Source organism: Pseudomonas sp. PI1 (assembly GCF_000812405.1).
Classification (GTDB): domain Bacteria; phylum Pseudomonadota; class Gammaproteobacteria; order Pseudomonadales; family Pseudomonadaceae; genus Pseudomonas; species Pseudomonas citronellolis.
On record NZ_JWMC01000091.1, the window covers coordinates 1 to 13,920 of the forward strand.

The 13,920-nt window shown below is 65.6% G+C and carries 12 protein-coding genes; 8 read left to right on the top strand and 4 right to left on the bottom strand.

What is annotated here, in order from left to right:
• Positions 1–396: 396 nt before the first annotated feature.
• From RN02_RS26675 to ppsR, 4 genes are all read right to left on the bottom strand, one after another.
• Entirely contained in the window at positions 397–1,383 is a 987-nt protein-coding gene (locus tag RN02_RS26675) for an alpha-L-glutamate ligase-like protein (protein WP_009618710.1), read from the bottom strand.
• Positions 1,384–1,386: 3 nt separating this feature from the next.
• On the bottom strand, positions 1,387–2,913 hold the full coding sequence (gene rloB, locus RN02_RS26680) for an osmotic stress tolerance membrane protein RloB (RefSeq protein ID WP_043318158.1): 1,527 nt from the start codon (positions 2,911–2,913) through the stop codon (positions 1,387–1,389).
• 5 nt (positions 2,914–2,918) lie between these two features.
• On the bottom strand, positions 2,919–3,458 hold the full coding sequence (gene rloA, locus RN02_RS26685; RefSeq protein WP_043272133.1) for a retropepsin-like aspartic peptidase RloA: 540 nt from the start codon (positions 3,456–3,458) through the stop codon (positions 2,919–2,921).
• A gap of 202 nt (positions 3,459–3,660) precedes the next feature.
• Entirely contained in the window at positions 3,661–4,479 is an 819-nt protein-coding gene (gene ppsR, locus RN02_RS26690) for a posphoenolpyruvate synthetase regulatory kinase/phosphorylase PpsR (protein ID WP_009618715.1), read from the bottom strand.
• Positions 4,480–4,644: 165 nt separating this feature from the next.
• Here ppsR and ppsA point away from each other — a divergent pair, with 165 nt between their 5' ends.
• The 8 genes from ppsA (at position 4,645) to RN02_RS26730 (ending at position 13,685) form a co-directional block, all read left to right on the top strand.
• Positions 4,645–7,014: a phosphoenolpyruvate synthase gene (gene ppsA / locus RN02_RS26695; RefSeq protein ID WP_009618717.1), complete on the top strand. Its 2,370-nt coding sequence runs from the start codon at positions 4,645–4,647 to the stop codon at positions 7,012–7,014.
• Positions 7,015–7,090: 76 nt separating this feature from the next.
• Complete coding sequence (locus RN02_RS26700) at positions 7,091–8,053, top strand: alpha/beta fold hydrolase (protein WP_043318160.1); 963 nt, start codon at positions 7,091–7,093, stop codon at positions 8,051–8,053.
• Between the two features lie 1,087 nt (positions 8,054–9,140).
• On the top strand, positions 9,141–9,629 hold the full coding sequence (rraA, locus tag RN02_RS26705) for a ribonuclease E activity regulator RraA (RefSeq protein ID WP_043272131.1): 489 nt from the start codon (positions 9,141–9,143) through the stop codon (positions 9,627–9,629).
• 82 nt (positions 9,630–9,711) lie between these two features.
• Positions 9,712–10,710, top strand: coding sequence for a zinc transporter ZntB (locus tag RN02_RS26710; protein ID WP_009618723.1), 999 nt, complete (start codon positions 9,712–9,714; stop codon positions 10,708–10,710).
• A gap of 54 nt (positions 10,711–10,764) precedes the next feature.
• On the top strand, positions 10,765–11,013 hold the full coding sequence (locus tag RN02_RS26715) for a hypothetical protein (protein ID WP_009618725.1): 249 nt from the start codon (positions 10,765–10,767) through the stop codon (positions 11,011–11,013).
• 2 nt (positions 11,014–11,015) lie between these two features.
• Positions 11,016–11,840 carry a mechanosensitive ion channel family protein gene (locus RN02_RS26720; RefSeq protein ID WP_009618727.1) on the top strand — a complete coding sequence of 275 codons (825 nt, stop codon included), beginning with the start codon at positions 11,016–11,018 and terminating at the stop codon, positions 11,838–11,840.
• Positions 11,841–11,915: 75 nt separating this feature from the next.
• The gene (sigX, locus tag RN02_RS26725) at positions 11,916–12,506 is read left to right on the top strand and encodes an RNA polymerase sigma factor SigX (protein WP_024128632.1); all 591 of its coding nucleotides are present in this window, start codon (positions 11,916–11,918) and stop codon (positions 12,504–12,506) included.
• 117 nt (positions 12,507–12,623) lie between these two features.
• A complete protein-coding gene (locus RN02_RS26730; protein WP_009618731.1) occupies positions 12,624–13,685 on the top strand; it encodes an OmpA family protein in 1,062 nt (353 codons plus the stop codon).
• Positions 13,686–13,920: the final 235 nt, after the last annotated feature.

Genomic DNA, 13,920 nt, shown 5'->3' on the forward strand with positions numbered 1-13,920 from the left:
ATTCGCGAGGGTAGCCCGGCTCCATCGGGCCCGTATGTCGGGGCAAGCCTTTTTGGTTCCTTTTGTGGCGTTTGACAAAAGGGACTCGCCCGAGGGGGAGAAACAAGAAGGTCGGGCAGACTCGGTGCGGCGCAGAAACACCCAAGCCAAGGCAACTGGGTTATTCCCCTTCGGGCCAGCGCAAGCTTCGCGATGAAGCCGCGTCCCGCGTTCGCGGGAATGACGAGGGGAGTGAGGAGTTTCAGGATGACTCCAAACTCCCCGCCCACTCCGAACGGCCCCCTCTCCCGCTTGCGGGAGAGGGTTGGGGAGAGGGGCTCTTGAACCCAACACTTAGCTCACCGGTAACTACTGTTCGCGAGCAAGCTCGCTCCTACGAAAAGCCCCTGGCCCGCCTCAGATCTCCCGCGTCGGCACATGCCCGAACAGCTTCTGCGAGAAACGCACCCGCTCCTCCGGTGTCTCCTGCACGCCCTTGGCCTGCAGCTCCACCAGGTGGGCCTCCACCGCCTGGGCGCGGCCGGTCAGGCCGCAGTCGTTGGCGATCTGGATGTTCAGCCCGGGGCGGGCGTTGAGTTCGAGGATCAGCGGGCCCTTGTCCTGGTCCAGCACCATGTCCACGCCGATGTAGCCCAGGCCGCACAACTCGTAGCAGCCGGCGGCCAGCTTCATGAAGCCGTCCCAGTGCGGCAGCTGCACGCCGTCCACCGCGTTGGTGGTGTCCGGGTGCTTGGCGATCTTGCGGTTCAGCCAGGTGCCCTGCAGGGTGATGCCGGTGGCCAGGTCCACGCCCACGCCGATGGCGCCCTGGTGCAGGTTGGCCTTGCCGTTGGACTGGCGCGTCGGCAGGCGCAGCATGGCCATCACCGGGTAGCCCATGAGGACGATGATGCGGATGTCCGGCACGCCTTCGTAGCTGATGCTGCGGAAGATCTGGTCGGGGGTGACGCGGTACTCGATCAGCGCGCGGTCGCGGTGCCCGCCCAGGGAGTACAGGCCGGTGAGGATGCTGGAGAGCTGGTACTCGATCTCCTCGCGGCTGATGATGCGCCCGGAGACGGTCTTGAAGTTGCCCTCGAAACGGTCGGCGATCACCAGGATGCCGTCGCCGCCGGCGCCCTGCGCCGGCTTGATGACGAAGTCGTTGCGCTCGCCGATGATGGAATCGAGCTTCTCGATCTCCTTCTCGGTGGAGATGATCCCGTACATCTCCGGCACGTGGATGCCGGCGGCGATGGCGCGTTCCTTGGTGATGATCTTGTCGTCGACGATCGGGTACAGGTGGCGCTTGTTGTACTTCAGCACGAAGTCCGCGTTGCGCCGGTTGATGCCCATGATGCCCTTGGCTTCCAGGGCTTTCCACCGCTTGATCAGGCCGAACATGGCTCAGTCCTTCAGGAAGGCTTTGAAGCGGAACAGCTCGGTCAGGCGGTAGCCGCGGTAGCGACCCATCGCCAGCATGAAGGCCACCAGGAGCAGCAGCACCGCCGGGAAGGTGAACACGAAGTACACCAGCTCCGGCACGCGCATCAGGATGTGCGCCAGGGCCGCGGCGAACAGGGTGCCCACCGCCGCCTTCATGGCGTGCGCGGCGCCGCGTTCTTCCCAGGTGATCGACAGGCGCTCGATGCTCATGGTCAGGATCACCATGGGGAACAGCGCCACCGACAGGCCGCTCTCGAAGCCCAGGCGGTGGCTGAGCAGGCTGATGGCGGCGATCATCACCACCACGAAGGTCAGCACCACCGACAGCCGCGGCAGCATCTGCAGCTTCAGGTGCTCGAGGTACGAGCGCAGCGACAGGCCCAGGGCGGTGATCACGGTGAACAGGCCGATGCCCCACTGCAGGCCGGTCTCGCGGAAGGCGAGGGCGATCAGCACCGGGGTGAAGGTGCCGAGGGTCTGGATGCCGATCAGGTTGCGCAGGACCAGGATCACCAGCACGCCGAAGGGGATCATGATCATGATCTGGAAGGTCTGCTGGGTGGACAGCGGCAGGCCGTACAGCGAGTAGTCGAGGAAGGACGCGTCGGTGTTCTCGTTGGTCAGCTTGGCCAGGCGGATGGCGTTCATCTCGCTGTTGTTCAGGCTGAAGCTGATCAGTGCCTTCTTGCCGCCTTCCACCGCCAGCAGCGGCTCGTCGCCCAGCCACCAGATCAGGCGGTCGGCGGGCAGGCCGCGCTCGCCGGTTTCCGGGTTGAAGTACAGCCAGTCCTTGCCGTTGTAGCTGCGCAGCCACAGTTCCGGGCTCTGCGCCTGGTTGGCCAGCAGGCGCAGGGTGTGCACGCGCTCCATGGGCACGTGGGCCTGGGCCAGCAGGGTCTCGACGATGTACGAGCGCTTCTCCAGGCTGGTGTCGCCGGCCAGCAGCAGCTTGACGTTGTCGTCGGCCAGGTTGTTGGCGCGCTTGATGGTTTCGCTGACGAAGGTCTCGATGTCCGCCGAGTGCTGGCGGATGGGCGCGATCAGCGCTTCGGCGGCGATCTTCTCCGGGCCTTCCAGGGGCGGGCTGTCACGGAAGATCGGGCCTTTTTCCTTGGGTTGCTCGCCGCTGAAGCGCTTGGTCAGCACCAGGCGGTAGTAGAGCGTCTGCTTGCCGTTGGCGCGGCGCGAGGACCAGGTCACCTTGCGGTTGCCGTCGGCGCGGTTGATGCTCACCCCGTAGTTGTTCGAGACGAAGCTCTCGTTGAGGCTGACGTAGCCCTGGGTCAGCGGCGGCACGAACATCTGCACCTTGACCGGGGTCTTCGGCGCGGCGAGGAACTCGACCTTGGCGTCGATGTTCCACAGGTCGTCGGTTTCCGCCTCGGTCATGGGGATGCCGAGGATGAAGATCTGGTAGGCGGTGATGGAAACGCCCAGGACCACCAGGATGGCGATCAGGATCTTCAGGTGCAGGTTGATGGAGCGCATGGGCTTTACTCGGCAGGTTTCGCAACGGGGCAGCCGGGCTGGCCGGCGGCGTATTTCAGGCTGGGGTCGACCAGGGCGCCGAAGCGCTTGAGCGCGTCGGAGCCGATCAGCAGGGGATATTGGAATGCGCTGCGGTCGGTAAGGTTCACTTCGATGGTGCGGCGCAGCCTGCCCAGGCAGACGTCCAGCTCGATGACCGGACGCGCGGTGTAGGCCTTGCCCTCGTCGGGGTCGAAGTCGCCGTGGCGCCGCTTGATCTTGCTGATGCGCGCCAGCGGCCGCTCCAGCGGCTGGCTGTCGGCGGTGTCGGTGGCCAGGTAGAAGCGCACCCAGGTTTCGCCGTCGCGCTTGAAGCGCTTGATGTCGCGGGCGCTCAGGGAGGCGGTCTTGGCGCCGGTGTCGAGCTTGGCCGCCAGCACCTGGTCGAGCTGGCCGATGTGGGCGTATTCGATGAGCCCGTAGACGGTCTTGCCGGCGGCGCCGGCGGGGCCGCCGAAGGCCGCCAGGAAAATCAGGAGCAGCAGGGCTGTGGGCTTGAGTCTCATAAGTCCTGAGCGCTGGGGGCCGTAGGCCAGTGAACGGGTACATCCGGCAAACGCCACGGCCTGCGGGCGAGTCATCCTTGGCCGGGGCCTGGGCCCCCCAGGAGGGATGCGGGGCGCGATTCTAGCACGCAGGTGCCGTGTGACGACACCCGCCAGGCCCCGGCGGGCGGCAGCGTGAGCCGGTTCACAGGGCCGTGTGGGGCTACTTCAGGCGGCGCTCGACGCCTTTCTCCACCATGATCTTGGCGGCGATCTCCTCCACCGAGAAATGGGTGGAATTGATGTAGGCGATGTTCTCGCGGCGGAACAGGTTCTCCACCTCGCGCACCTCGAACTCGCACTGGGCGAAGCTGGCGTAGCGGCTGTTGGGCTTGCGCTCGTTGCGGATGGCGGTGAGCCGGTCGGGGTCGATGGTCAGGCCGAACAGCTTGCCCTTGTAGGGCTTGAGGGCGTTGGGCAGCTGCAGGCGCTCCATGTCCTCCTCGGTCAGCGGATAGTTCGCCGCACGAATGCCATATTGCATTGCCATATAGAGGCAGGTGGGCGTCTTGCCGCAGCGCGACACGCCGACCAGGATCAGGTCGGCCTTGTCGTAGTAGTGGGTGCGGGCGCCGTCGTCGTTGTCGAGGGCGAAGTTGACCGCGTCGATCCGCTCCATGTAGTGCGGATTGTGGCCGATGCTGTGGGATTTTCCGACGGAATACGACGAGTCCGCGGATAATTCCTGCTCCAGAGGGGACAAAAAGGTCGAGAAGATGTCGATCATGAAGCCGTTCGACTGGGCCAGGACCGCCCGGATCTCACGGTTGACGATGGTGTCGAAGATGATCGGGCGGGCGCCGTCCGCCTGCGCAGCCGCGTTGATTTGCTGTACCATGACGCGCGCTTTTTCTTCGGTGTCGATGTACGGTCGCGTCAGTTTGTGGAAATGGATGTTCTCGAACTGCGCAAGAAGACTCTGGCCGAGGGTTTCGGCGGTGATGCCGGTTCCGTCGGAAATGAAGAAAGCCGTACGTTTCATTGCGCTGCGGGCCTTAATGTAGGAAAGAATCCTGAGTATGATAGGCCGCGCTTTTGCAAGGCCTCCTGCCGGGGCATTGTCACTTATTTTTCTGGCCGCGGCCAGAAAGGGGCGGTGTCGCGGTGGCCCGTTTGAGCTTTTCCAACATTCAGTGGAGAGATCACCTTGGTAGAGTACGTAGTTTCCCTCGATAAGCTCGGCGTCCATGATGTCGAACGTGTGGGGGGCAAGAACGCATCCCTGGGCGAAATGATCAGCAACCTCGCCGGTGCTGGGGTTTCGGTTCCCGGTGGTTTCGCCACCACCGCCCAGGCCTACCGTGACTTCCTCGAGCAGAGTGGCCTGAACGACCGCATTCACGCCGCCCTGGACGCCCTCGATGTCGACGACGTCAACGCCCTGGCCAAGACCGGCGCGCAGATTCGCCAGTGGGTGATGGACGCCGAGTTCCCCGCCCAGCTGGACGCCGACATCCGCAAGGCCTTCGCCGAGATGGCCGGCGGCAACGACAACATGGCCGTGGCCGTGCGTTCCTCGGCCACCGCCGAAGACCTGCCGGACGCCTCCTTCGCCGGCCAGCAGGAGACCTTCCTGAACATCCGCGGCGTGGACAACGTGATCCGCGCGGCCAAGGAAGTCTTCGCCTCCTTGTTCAACGACCGTGCCATCGCCTACCGCGTGCACCAGGGCTTCGACCACAAGCTGGTCGCCCTGTCCGCCGGTGTGCAGCGCATGGTCCGCTCGGAAACCGGCACCGCCGGGGTGATGTTCACCCTGGACACCGAGTCCGGCTTCCGTGACGTGGTGTTCATCACCGGCGCCTACGGCCTCGGCGAGACCGTGGTGCAGGGCGCGGTGAACCCCGACGAGTTCTACGTGCACAAGCCCACCCTGGAAGCCGGCCGCCCGGCGATCCTGCGCCGCAACCTGGGCAGCAAGGCGATCAAGATGATCTACGGCGACGAAGCCAAGGCCGGCAAGTCGGTCAAGGTGGTCGACGTGGAGAAGGCCGACCGCGCGCGCTTCGCCCTGTCCGACGCCGAGGTCACCGAACTGGCCAAGCAGGCGCTGATCATCGAGAAGCACTACCAGCGCCCGATGGACATCGAATGGGCGAAGGACGGCGACGACGGCAAGCTGTACATCGTCCAGGCCCGCCCGGAAACCGTGAAGAGCCGTTCCAGCGCCACCGTGATGGAGCGCTACCTGCTCAAGGAGAAGGGCAAGGTCCTGGTGGAAGGCCGCGCCATCGGCCAGCGCATCGGCGCAGGCCCGGTGAAGGTCATCCACGACGTCTCCGAGATGGACAAGGTGCAGCCCGGCGACGTGCTGGTCTCCGACATGACCGACCCGGACTGGGAGCCGGTGATGAAGCGCGCCAGCGCCATCGTCACCAACCGCGGCGGGCGTACCTGCCACGCGGCGATCATCGCCCGTGAACTGGGCATCCCGGCCGTGGTCGGCTGCGGCAACGCCACCGCCGTGCTGAAGGACGGCCAGCAGGTCACCGTGTCCTGCGCCGAAGGCGACACCGGCCTGATCTACGAAGGCCAGCTGGGCTTCGACGTGCGCCAGAACTCGGTGGACGCCATGCCCGAGCTGCCGTTCAAGATCATGATGAACGTCGGCAACCCGGACCGCGCCTTCGACTTCGCCCAACTGCCCAACGAGGGCGTGGGCCTGGCCCGCCTGGAATTCATCATCAACCGCATGATCGGCGTGCACCCCAAGGCGCTGCTGAACTTCGCCAGCCTGCCGGCCGACATCAAGGAAAGCGTCGAGAAGCGCATCGCCGGCTACGACGACCCGGTGGGCTTCTACGTCGAGAAGCTGGTCGAGGGCGTCAGCACCCTGGCCGCGGCCTTCTGGCCGAAGAAGGTCATCGTGCGCCTGTCGGACTTCAAGTCCAACGAGTACGCCAACCTGATCGGCGGCAAGCTCTACGAGCCGGAAGAAGAGAACCCGATGCTTGGCTTCCGCGGCGCCTCGCGCTACATCAGCGAATCCTTCCGCGACTGCTTCGAGCTGGAATGCCGGGCGATGAAGAAGGTCCGCAACGAGATGGGCCTGACCAACGTCGAGCTGATGGTGCCCTTCGTGCGCACCCTCGGCGAGGCTTCCCAGGTGGTCGAACTGCTGGCCACCAACGGCCTGAAGCGCGGCGAGAACGGCCTGAAGGTCATCATGATGTGCGAACTGCCGTCCAACGCCCTGCTGGCCGAGGAGTTCCTGGAGTTCTTCGATGGCTTCTCCATCGGCTCCAACGACCTGACCCAGCTGACCCTCGGCCTGGACCGCGACTCGGGCATCGTCGCGCACCTGTTCGACGAGCGTAACCCGGCGGTCAAGAAGCTGCTGGCCAACGCTATCCAGGCGTGCAACAAGGCCGGCAAGTACATCGGCATCTGCGGCCAGGGCCCCTCGGACCACCCGGACCTGGCCAAGTGGCTGATGGAGCAGGGCATCGAGAGCGTCTCGCTGAACCCCGACTCGGTGCTCGACACCTGGTTCTTCCTGGCCGAAGGCCAGGCCTGACGCCAACCGAACCTGCGGGTTCAGGAAGGGCGGGTGCTTGCACCCGCCCTTTTTTCGTGCCAACCCATTCCACGACATGCACAGCAGTAGCCGACTCTTTCCCGTGGCGCTCGTCAGCGCCGACCTGCGTGGCGACCTCACCGAGGACGTCTACCGCCTGAAACCCAACAACAGCCCCGACCCCAGCGTCGAACTGGCGCTGACCCGCCTGGGCCTGCCGGGCCGCGAGCAGCGCGGCGCGCCGGTGATCCTGGTGCACGGCAGCTTCTCCAACCGGCGCTTCTGGTACTCGCCCAAGGCCATCGGCCTGGGGCCGTACCTGGCGCGCGCCGGCTTCGACGTGTGGATACCGGAGATGCGCGGCCACGGCCTGTCGCCGCGCAACCTCGACTATTCGCGCAACAGCGTCGCCGCCTACGCGCGCTTCGACCTGCCGGCCATCGCCGACTTCGTCGTCGAGCAGAGCGGCCGGGCGCCGCACTGGATCGGCCATTCCCTGGGCGGCACCAGCCTGGCGGCGGCCCTCGGCGGCGGCTACCTGGCGGCGGAACAGGCCGCCAGCGTGGCGCTGTTCGGCAGCCAGGTCAGCCGCGACTACTGGGTGCTGAAGCTGCCGCCGGTGGCCTGGGGCGGGCGCCTGCTGCTCAAGCGCATGGGCGTGATCCCCGGCCCGCGCCTGCGCCGCGGCCCGGAGGACGAGCCCATCGGCCTGGCCCTGGAGGCCTTGCGCTGGCATGGCCTGTTCGGCCGCTTCGGCGAGCGCGACAATGACTGGTGGGGCGGCCTGGCCAAGGTGACGGCGCCGGTGCTGGCGGTCAGCGCCGAGGGCGACCGCCAGGACCCGCCCTGGGCCTGCCGCAAGCTGTTCGAACAGTTCGGCTCGGAAGTCCGTGAGTACCTCTGCCTGGGGCGCCGGCAGGGCTTTTCGGAAAACTTCGGGCACGTCGAGATGCTGGTGAGCAAGGGCGCCCAGCGCGAGGTCTGGCCGCGGGTCCTGCACTGGCTGCAGCACCAGGCCCTGCCTCCCGGCAACCCGTAGGATTACAGGCGGCGCCGAGGTGCTTTTCGTAGGAGCGAGCCATACTCGCCAGCGGGCCCTGCCCGCGATTTCGCGCGCAGGGCGCGCTCCTACAGGGGAATGGCGCGGGTGGGGCAGCGTAGGAGTGGACCTCATCCGCGAATCGCGCCGGGATGGCCGGCTATCGCGGACAAGGTCCGCTACGGGGGGAGGAATACCGTGCCATCCGGCGGGCTGTAGGAGCGGGCCCTGCCCGCGATTTCGCGCGCAGGGCGCGCTCCTACAGGGGAATGCCGTGGGTGGGGCAGCGTAGGAGCGGATCTCATCCGCGAATCGCGCCGGGGCGTCCGGCTATCGCGGACAAGGTCCGCTCCTACGGGGGGCGGATACCGTGCCTCCCGGCGACCTGTAGGAGCGGGCCCTGCCCGCGATTTCGCGCGCAGGGCGCGCTCCTACAGGGGAATGACGCGGGTGGGGCGGCGTAGGAGCGGATCTTATTCGCGATCCGCGCCGGGACGTCCGGCTATCGCGGACAAGGTCCGCTCCTACGGGGGGAGGAATACCGTGCCATCCGGCGAGCTGGGAGCGGGCCCTGCCCGCGATTTCGCGCGCAGGGCGCGCTCCTACAGGGGAGTGACGCGGGTGGGGCAGCGTAGGAGCGGATCTTATCCGCGATTCGCGCGGGACGTCCGGTTATCGCGGACAAGGTCCGCTCCTACGGGGGGAGGAATACCGTGCCATCCGGTGGGCTGTAGGAGCGGGCCCTGCCCGCGATTTCGTGCGCAGGGGAATGGTGCAGGTGGGGCGGCGTAGGGCGAATAACCGTTCGCGGTTATCCGCCGATACACCGAGGCTACAGCCAACGCCCAGGTCAACCCTGGCGCCGCCGGCAATCAAGGCCAAACGGCGGATAACGCCGTAGGCGTTATGCGCCCTACGCGTGCCTCCCGGCGAAAGGCGCCAAGCCGCAGAGCGGGGCGGCGGGCGTAGGCGGATGGCGTGACAGTCGCTAGACTGTGACGCCAAGCCGGGTTCCGGTCATTCCGGGCTTCATCGCCGCTCCGCCGGTCCGCCGCAGGTTCATCCCGACACTCCAAGGAGTCTCTCCATGCAATACGTCACCCCTGATCTGTGCGATGCCTATCCCGACCTGGTCCAGGTCGTCGAGCCCATGTTCAGCAACTTCGGCGGTCGCGACTCCTTCGGCGGCGAGATCGTCACCATCAAGTGCTTCGAGGACAACTCGCTGGTCAAGGAGCAGGTGGACAAGGACGGCAAGGGCAAGGTGCTGGTGGTCGACGGCGGCGGCTCGCTGCGCCGCGCGCTGCTGGGCGACATGCTGGCCGAGAAGGCGGCGAAGAACGGCTGGGAAGGCATCGTGGTCTACGGCTGCATCCGCGACGTCGACGTGATCGCGCAGACCGACCTGGGCGTGCAGGCCCTGGCCAGCCACCCGATGAAGACCGACAAGCGCGGCATCGGCGACCTCAACGTGGCCGTGACCTTCGGCGGCATCACTTTCCGTCCGGGCGAGTTTGTCTACGCCGACAACAACGGCATCATCGTCTCCCCCCAGGCCCTGAAAATGCCCGAGTGAGCTGAACGCCGGGCGCCTTCGCCGGTCAATGGTCGAGCCCGCCGGCGGCGCCCGGCACTTCATGGCATTTCTGGAACAGGCGATGCAGCAATACGAAAGCGGCACCGAGCGTGGGCTGATCTACGGCTACGTCCTCGATGGCCACGGCGGCGGCCGGCAGATTTCCCGCAGCGAACTGCCGCTGCTGGACCTCAAGCCCGAGGAAAGCCTCTGGGTGCACTGGGACCGCGGCGTCCCCGAGGCGCAGTCCTGGCTGCGCGACTCCAGCGGGTTGAACGAATTCACCTGCGACCTGCTGCTGGAGGAGGCGACCCGCCCGCGCCTGCTGGACCTGGGCGCCGAGCGCCTGCTGCTGTTCCTGCGCGGAGTCAACCTCAACCCCGGCGCGGTGCCCGAGGACATGGTCTCGCTGCGGGTGTTCGCCGAGAAGCAGCGGGTGATCTCCCTGCGCCTGCGCCCGCTCAAGGCAGTGGCCGACCTGCGCCAGGACCTGGCCGCCGGGCGCGGCCCGAAGAACGCCTCGGAGCTGGTGCTGAGCCTGGCGCACTACCTCACCGACCGCATCGATACCCTGATCGGCGGCCTGGCCGACGAACTCGACGCCATGGAGGAGGCCATCGAGGAAGACGAGCGCAACGTGCCCGACCAGGCCGAGCTGCGCGCCCTGCGCCGGCGCTCCGCGGGCCTGCGGCGCTACCTGGCGCCGCAGCGCGACATCTACTCGCAGCTCACGCGGATCAAGTTGTCCTGGACGCTGGGCGACGACGCCGACTACTGGAACGAGCTGTACAACCGCCTGACGCGCAACCTCGAGGAACTGGAGCTGGTGCGCGAGCGCATCTCGCTGATCCAGGAGGCCGAGCACCGGCGGATCACCGAGCGGATGAACAAGACCATGTACATTCTTGGTATCATCACCGGCTTTTTCCTGCCCATGAGTTTCGTGGCCGGGCTTCTGGGCATCAACGTAGGCGGGATTCCGGGCTCCAGCGCGCCGCACGGCTTCGCCATGGCCTGCCTGCTGATGGCCGTGATCGCCGCGACCCAGTGGTGGATCTTCCGCCGCCTGCGCTGGCTCTGATGTGACTTGTGGGGGTGTGGCTGCGTCAAGGCAGCACACGAAGGAGAGCTGTGCATGCACGATCCGTTCGAAGAATCCCTGCGCAACCTGCTGCGCATGCCGGACCAGGAGCCGGAGGAAGACGCGCGCCTGGGTCGCGTGCTGAAGACCGCCAACCGCCAGGTCGGCGCCGGCGACCTGTTCAGCCTCATGGGCCACTGGCTGCAAGCCCTGAGCCTGGGCGTAAGCCGCGGCGCCGCCCACCTTGCGCCGGTGTCCCGGCGCCCGCAGAATTCCGCCCCTTCCGCTGACAAGGCCGACTGAAGATGCAATTCGATATCTGGACGCAAAGCCTGCTCACCGCCATGAACACCCTGTGGGGCAAGCTCGCCGGGTTCATCCCGAACCTGCTCGGCGCCCTGGTGGTGGTGCTGCTGGGCTTCGTCGTGGCCAAGCTGCTCGACGCCCTGCTGTCCAAGCTGCTGGCCAAGCTCGGCCTGGACCGCCTGATGGGCGGCACCGGCCTGACCAAGCTGATGGCCCGCATCGGCATCCAGGTGCCGGTCTCGACCCTGGTGGGCAAGATCGTCTACTGGTTCGTGCTGCTGGTGTTCCTGGTCTCCGCCGCCGAATCCCTGGGCCTGCAGCGCGTCTCCGCCACCCTCGACGTGCTCGCCCTGTACCTGCCCAAGGTGTTCGGCGCGGCCCTGGTGCTGATCGTCGGCGTGCTCCTGGCGCAGTTGCTCAACAGCGTGGTGCGCGGCGCCGCCGAGGGCGTGGGCCTGGAATACGCCGGCGGCCTGGGGCGCGTGGCCCAGTGGCTGGTGATCATCATCAGCATCTCGGTGGCCGTCGGCCAGCTCGAGGTCAAGACCGACCTGCTCAACTACATCATCGCCATCGTGCTGATCACCGTCGGCCTCGCCGCCGCCCTGGCCCTGGGCCTGGGCAGCCGGGAGATCGCCGGGCAGATCATCGCCGGTATCTACGTGCGCGAGCTGTACCAGGTCGGGCAAGAGGTGAAAGTGGACGATGTCGAAGGCATCATCGAAGAAATCGGCACCATCAAGACTATTCTGATGACCGATGAGGGCGAGTTGGTGTCCATTGCCAACCGCGTGCTCCTCGAGCGCCGTGTGACCAGCCGCTGAGATGATCCCGTGCAACGCCGACGCCGCTTCGCGAAAGCCGCGTCGGCGGCCGACATGACCTGGCCCGAACCCGACTTGAACAAGCCGCAACCATTGTCCCAGCGCTACGACCCGCGCCAGCTGACCGACGAGGAGCTGGTGGAGCGCGCCCATGACGAGCTGTTCCACGTCACCCGGGCGTACGAGGAGCTGATGCGCCGATACCAGCGCACGCTGTTCAACGTCTGCGCGCGCTATCTGGGCAACGATCGGGATGCCGACGACGTGTGCCAGGAAGTGATGCTCAAGGTGCTGTATGGATTGAAGAACTTCGAGGGCAAATCGAAGTTCAAAACTTGGTTGTACAGCATCACTTACAACGAGTGCATAACCCAATATCGCAAGGAAAGACGAAAGCGCCGGCTGCTCGATGCGCTGAGCCTGGACCCGCTCGAGGAGGCTTCCGAGGAGAAGGCGCCGAAGGTCGAGGAGCGAGGCGGCCTGGACCGATGGCTGGTACATGTCAATCCCATCGATCGGGAAATTCTGGTGCTACGATTTGTCGCAGAGCTTGAATTCCAGGAGATCGCCGACATCATGCACATGGGCCTGAGTGCGACTAAGATGCGATACAAGCGTGCACTGGATCGGCTGCGCGAAAAGTTTTCGGGCATATCCGAAACATAGTTGGGTAAATGTTGTCTCTCTAATTCGCAAGTTCTGATAAACTTGCCCGCAAGTTGTATGGCCTGCCTTTTGTCGGCGGTCATCGGCTTACTGACCACCAAGATGGGGATTTAACGGATGAAACTGAAGAACACCCTGGGCGTCGTGATCGGCTCCATGATCGCTGCTTCCGCCGTGAATGCTTTCGCTCAAGGCCAAGGCGCAGTCGAAGCCGAAGCCTTCGGCAAGCGCTACTTCACTGACAGCACCCGCAACATGAAGAACGGGGACCTCTACGGCGGTTCCGTCGGCTACTTCCTGACCGACGACGTCGAGCTGGCGCTCTCCTACGGTGAATACCACGACATTCGTGGCACCTACGAGTCCGGCAACAAGAAGGTCCATGGCAACCTGGCTTCCCTGGATGCCATCTACCACTTCGGTACCCCGGGTGTCGGCCTGCGTCCGTACGTTTCCGCCGGCATCGGTCACCAGAGCCTGACCAACGTCAACAGCGAGAACGGCGGCCGTCAGAACCTGACCATGGCCAACATCGGCGCCGGCCTGAAGTACTACTTCACCGAGAACTTCTTCGCCAAGGCCAGCCTCGACGGCCAGTACGGCCTGGAGAAGCGTGACAACGGTCACCAGGGCGAGTGGATGGCTGGCGTCGGCGTCGGCATGAACTTCGGTGGCGGCGCCAAGCCGGCCCCGGCTCCGGAGCCGGTCGCTGAAGTCTGCTCCGACGAAGACCACGACGGCGTCTGCGACAACGTCGACAAGTGCCCGAACACCCCGGCCAACGTCACCGTTGACGCCAACGGCTGCCCGGCCGTCGCTGAAGTCGTCCGCGTCCAGCTGGACGTCAAGTTCGACTTCGACAAGTCCAAGGTCAAAGAGAACAGCTACGCTGACATCAAGAACCTGGCTGACTTCATGAAGCAGTACCCGTCCACCTCCACCACCGTTGAAGGCCACACCGACTCCGTCGGCACCGACGCCTACAACCAGAAACTGTCCGAGCGTCGCGCCAACGCCGTTCGTGACGTGCTGGTCAACGAGTACGGTGTGGAAGGCGGCCGCGTGAACGCCGTTGGTTATGGTGAGAGCCGTCCGGTTGCTGACAACAGCACCGCTGAAGGCCGCGCCGTCAACCGTCGCGTAGAAGCCGAAGTGGAAGCCCAGGCCAAGCAGCAGTAATTGGTCTGAGTTCCAGGAAAAACCCGGCCTAGGCCGGGTTTTTCTTTGCCTGCGAAAAAGTCTGTTCAGGTGCTTGGGAGAGGGCTTCGTTTGTGGTTCTTGGCTCTGTGCTCCCATCTCCCCATCGTCATTCCCGCGGACGCGGGACGCGGCTTCATCGCGAACAGCGCTTGCGCTGGCCCGAGGGGGAATAACCCAGAGACGTCTTGTTTGGGTGTAGCGCGCCGCACCGAGT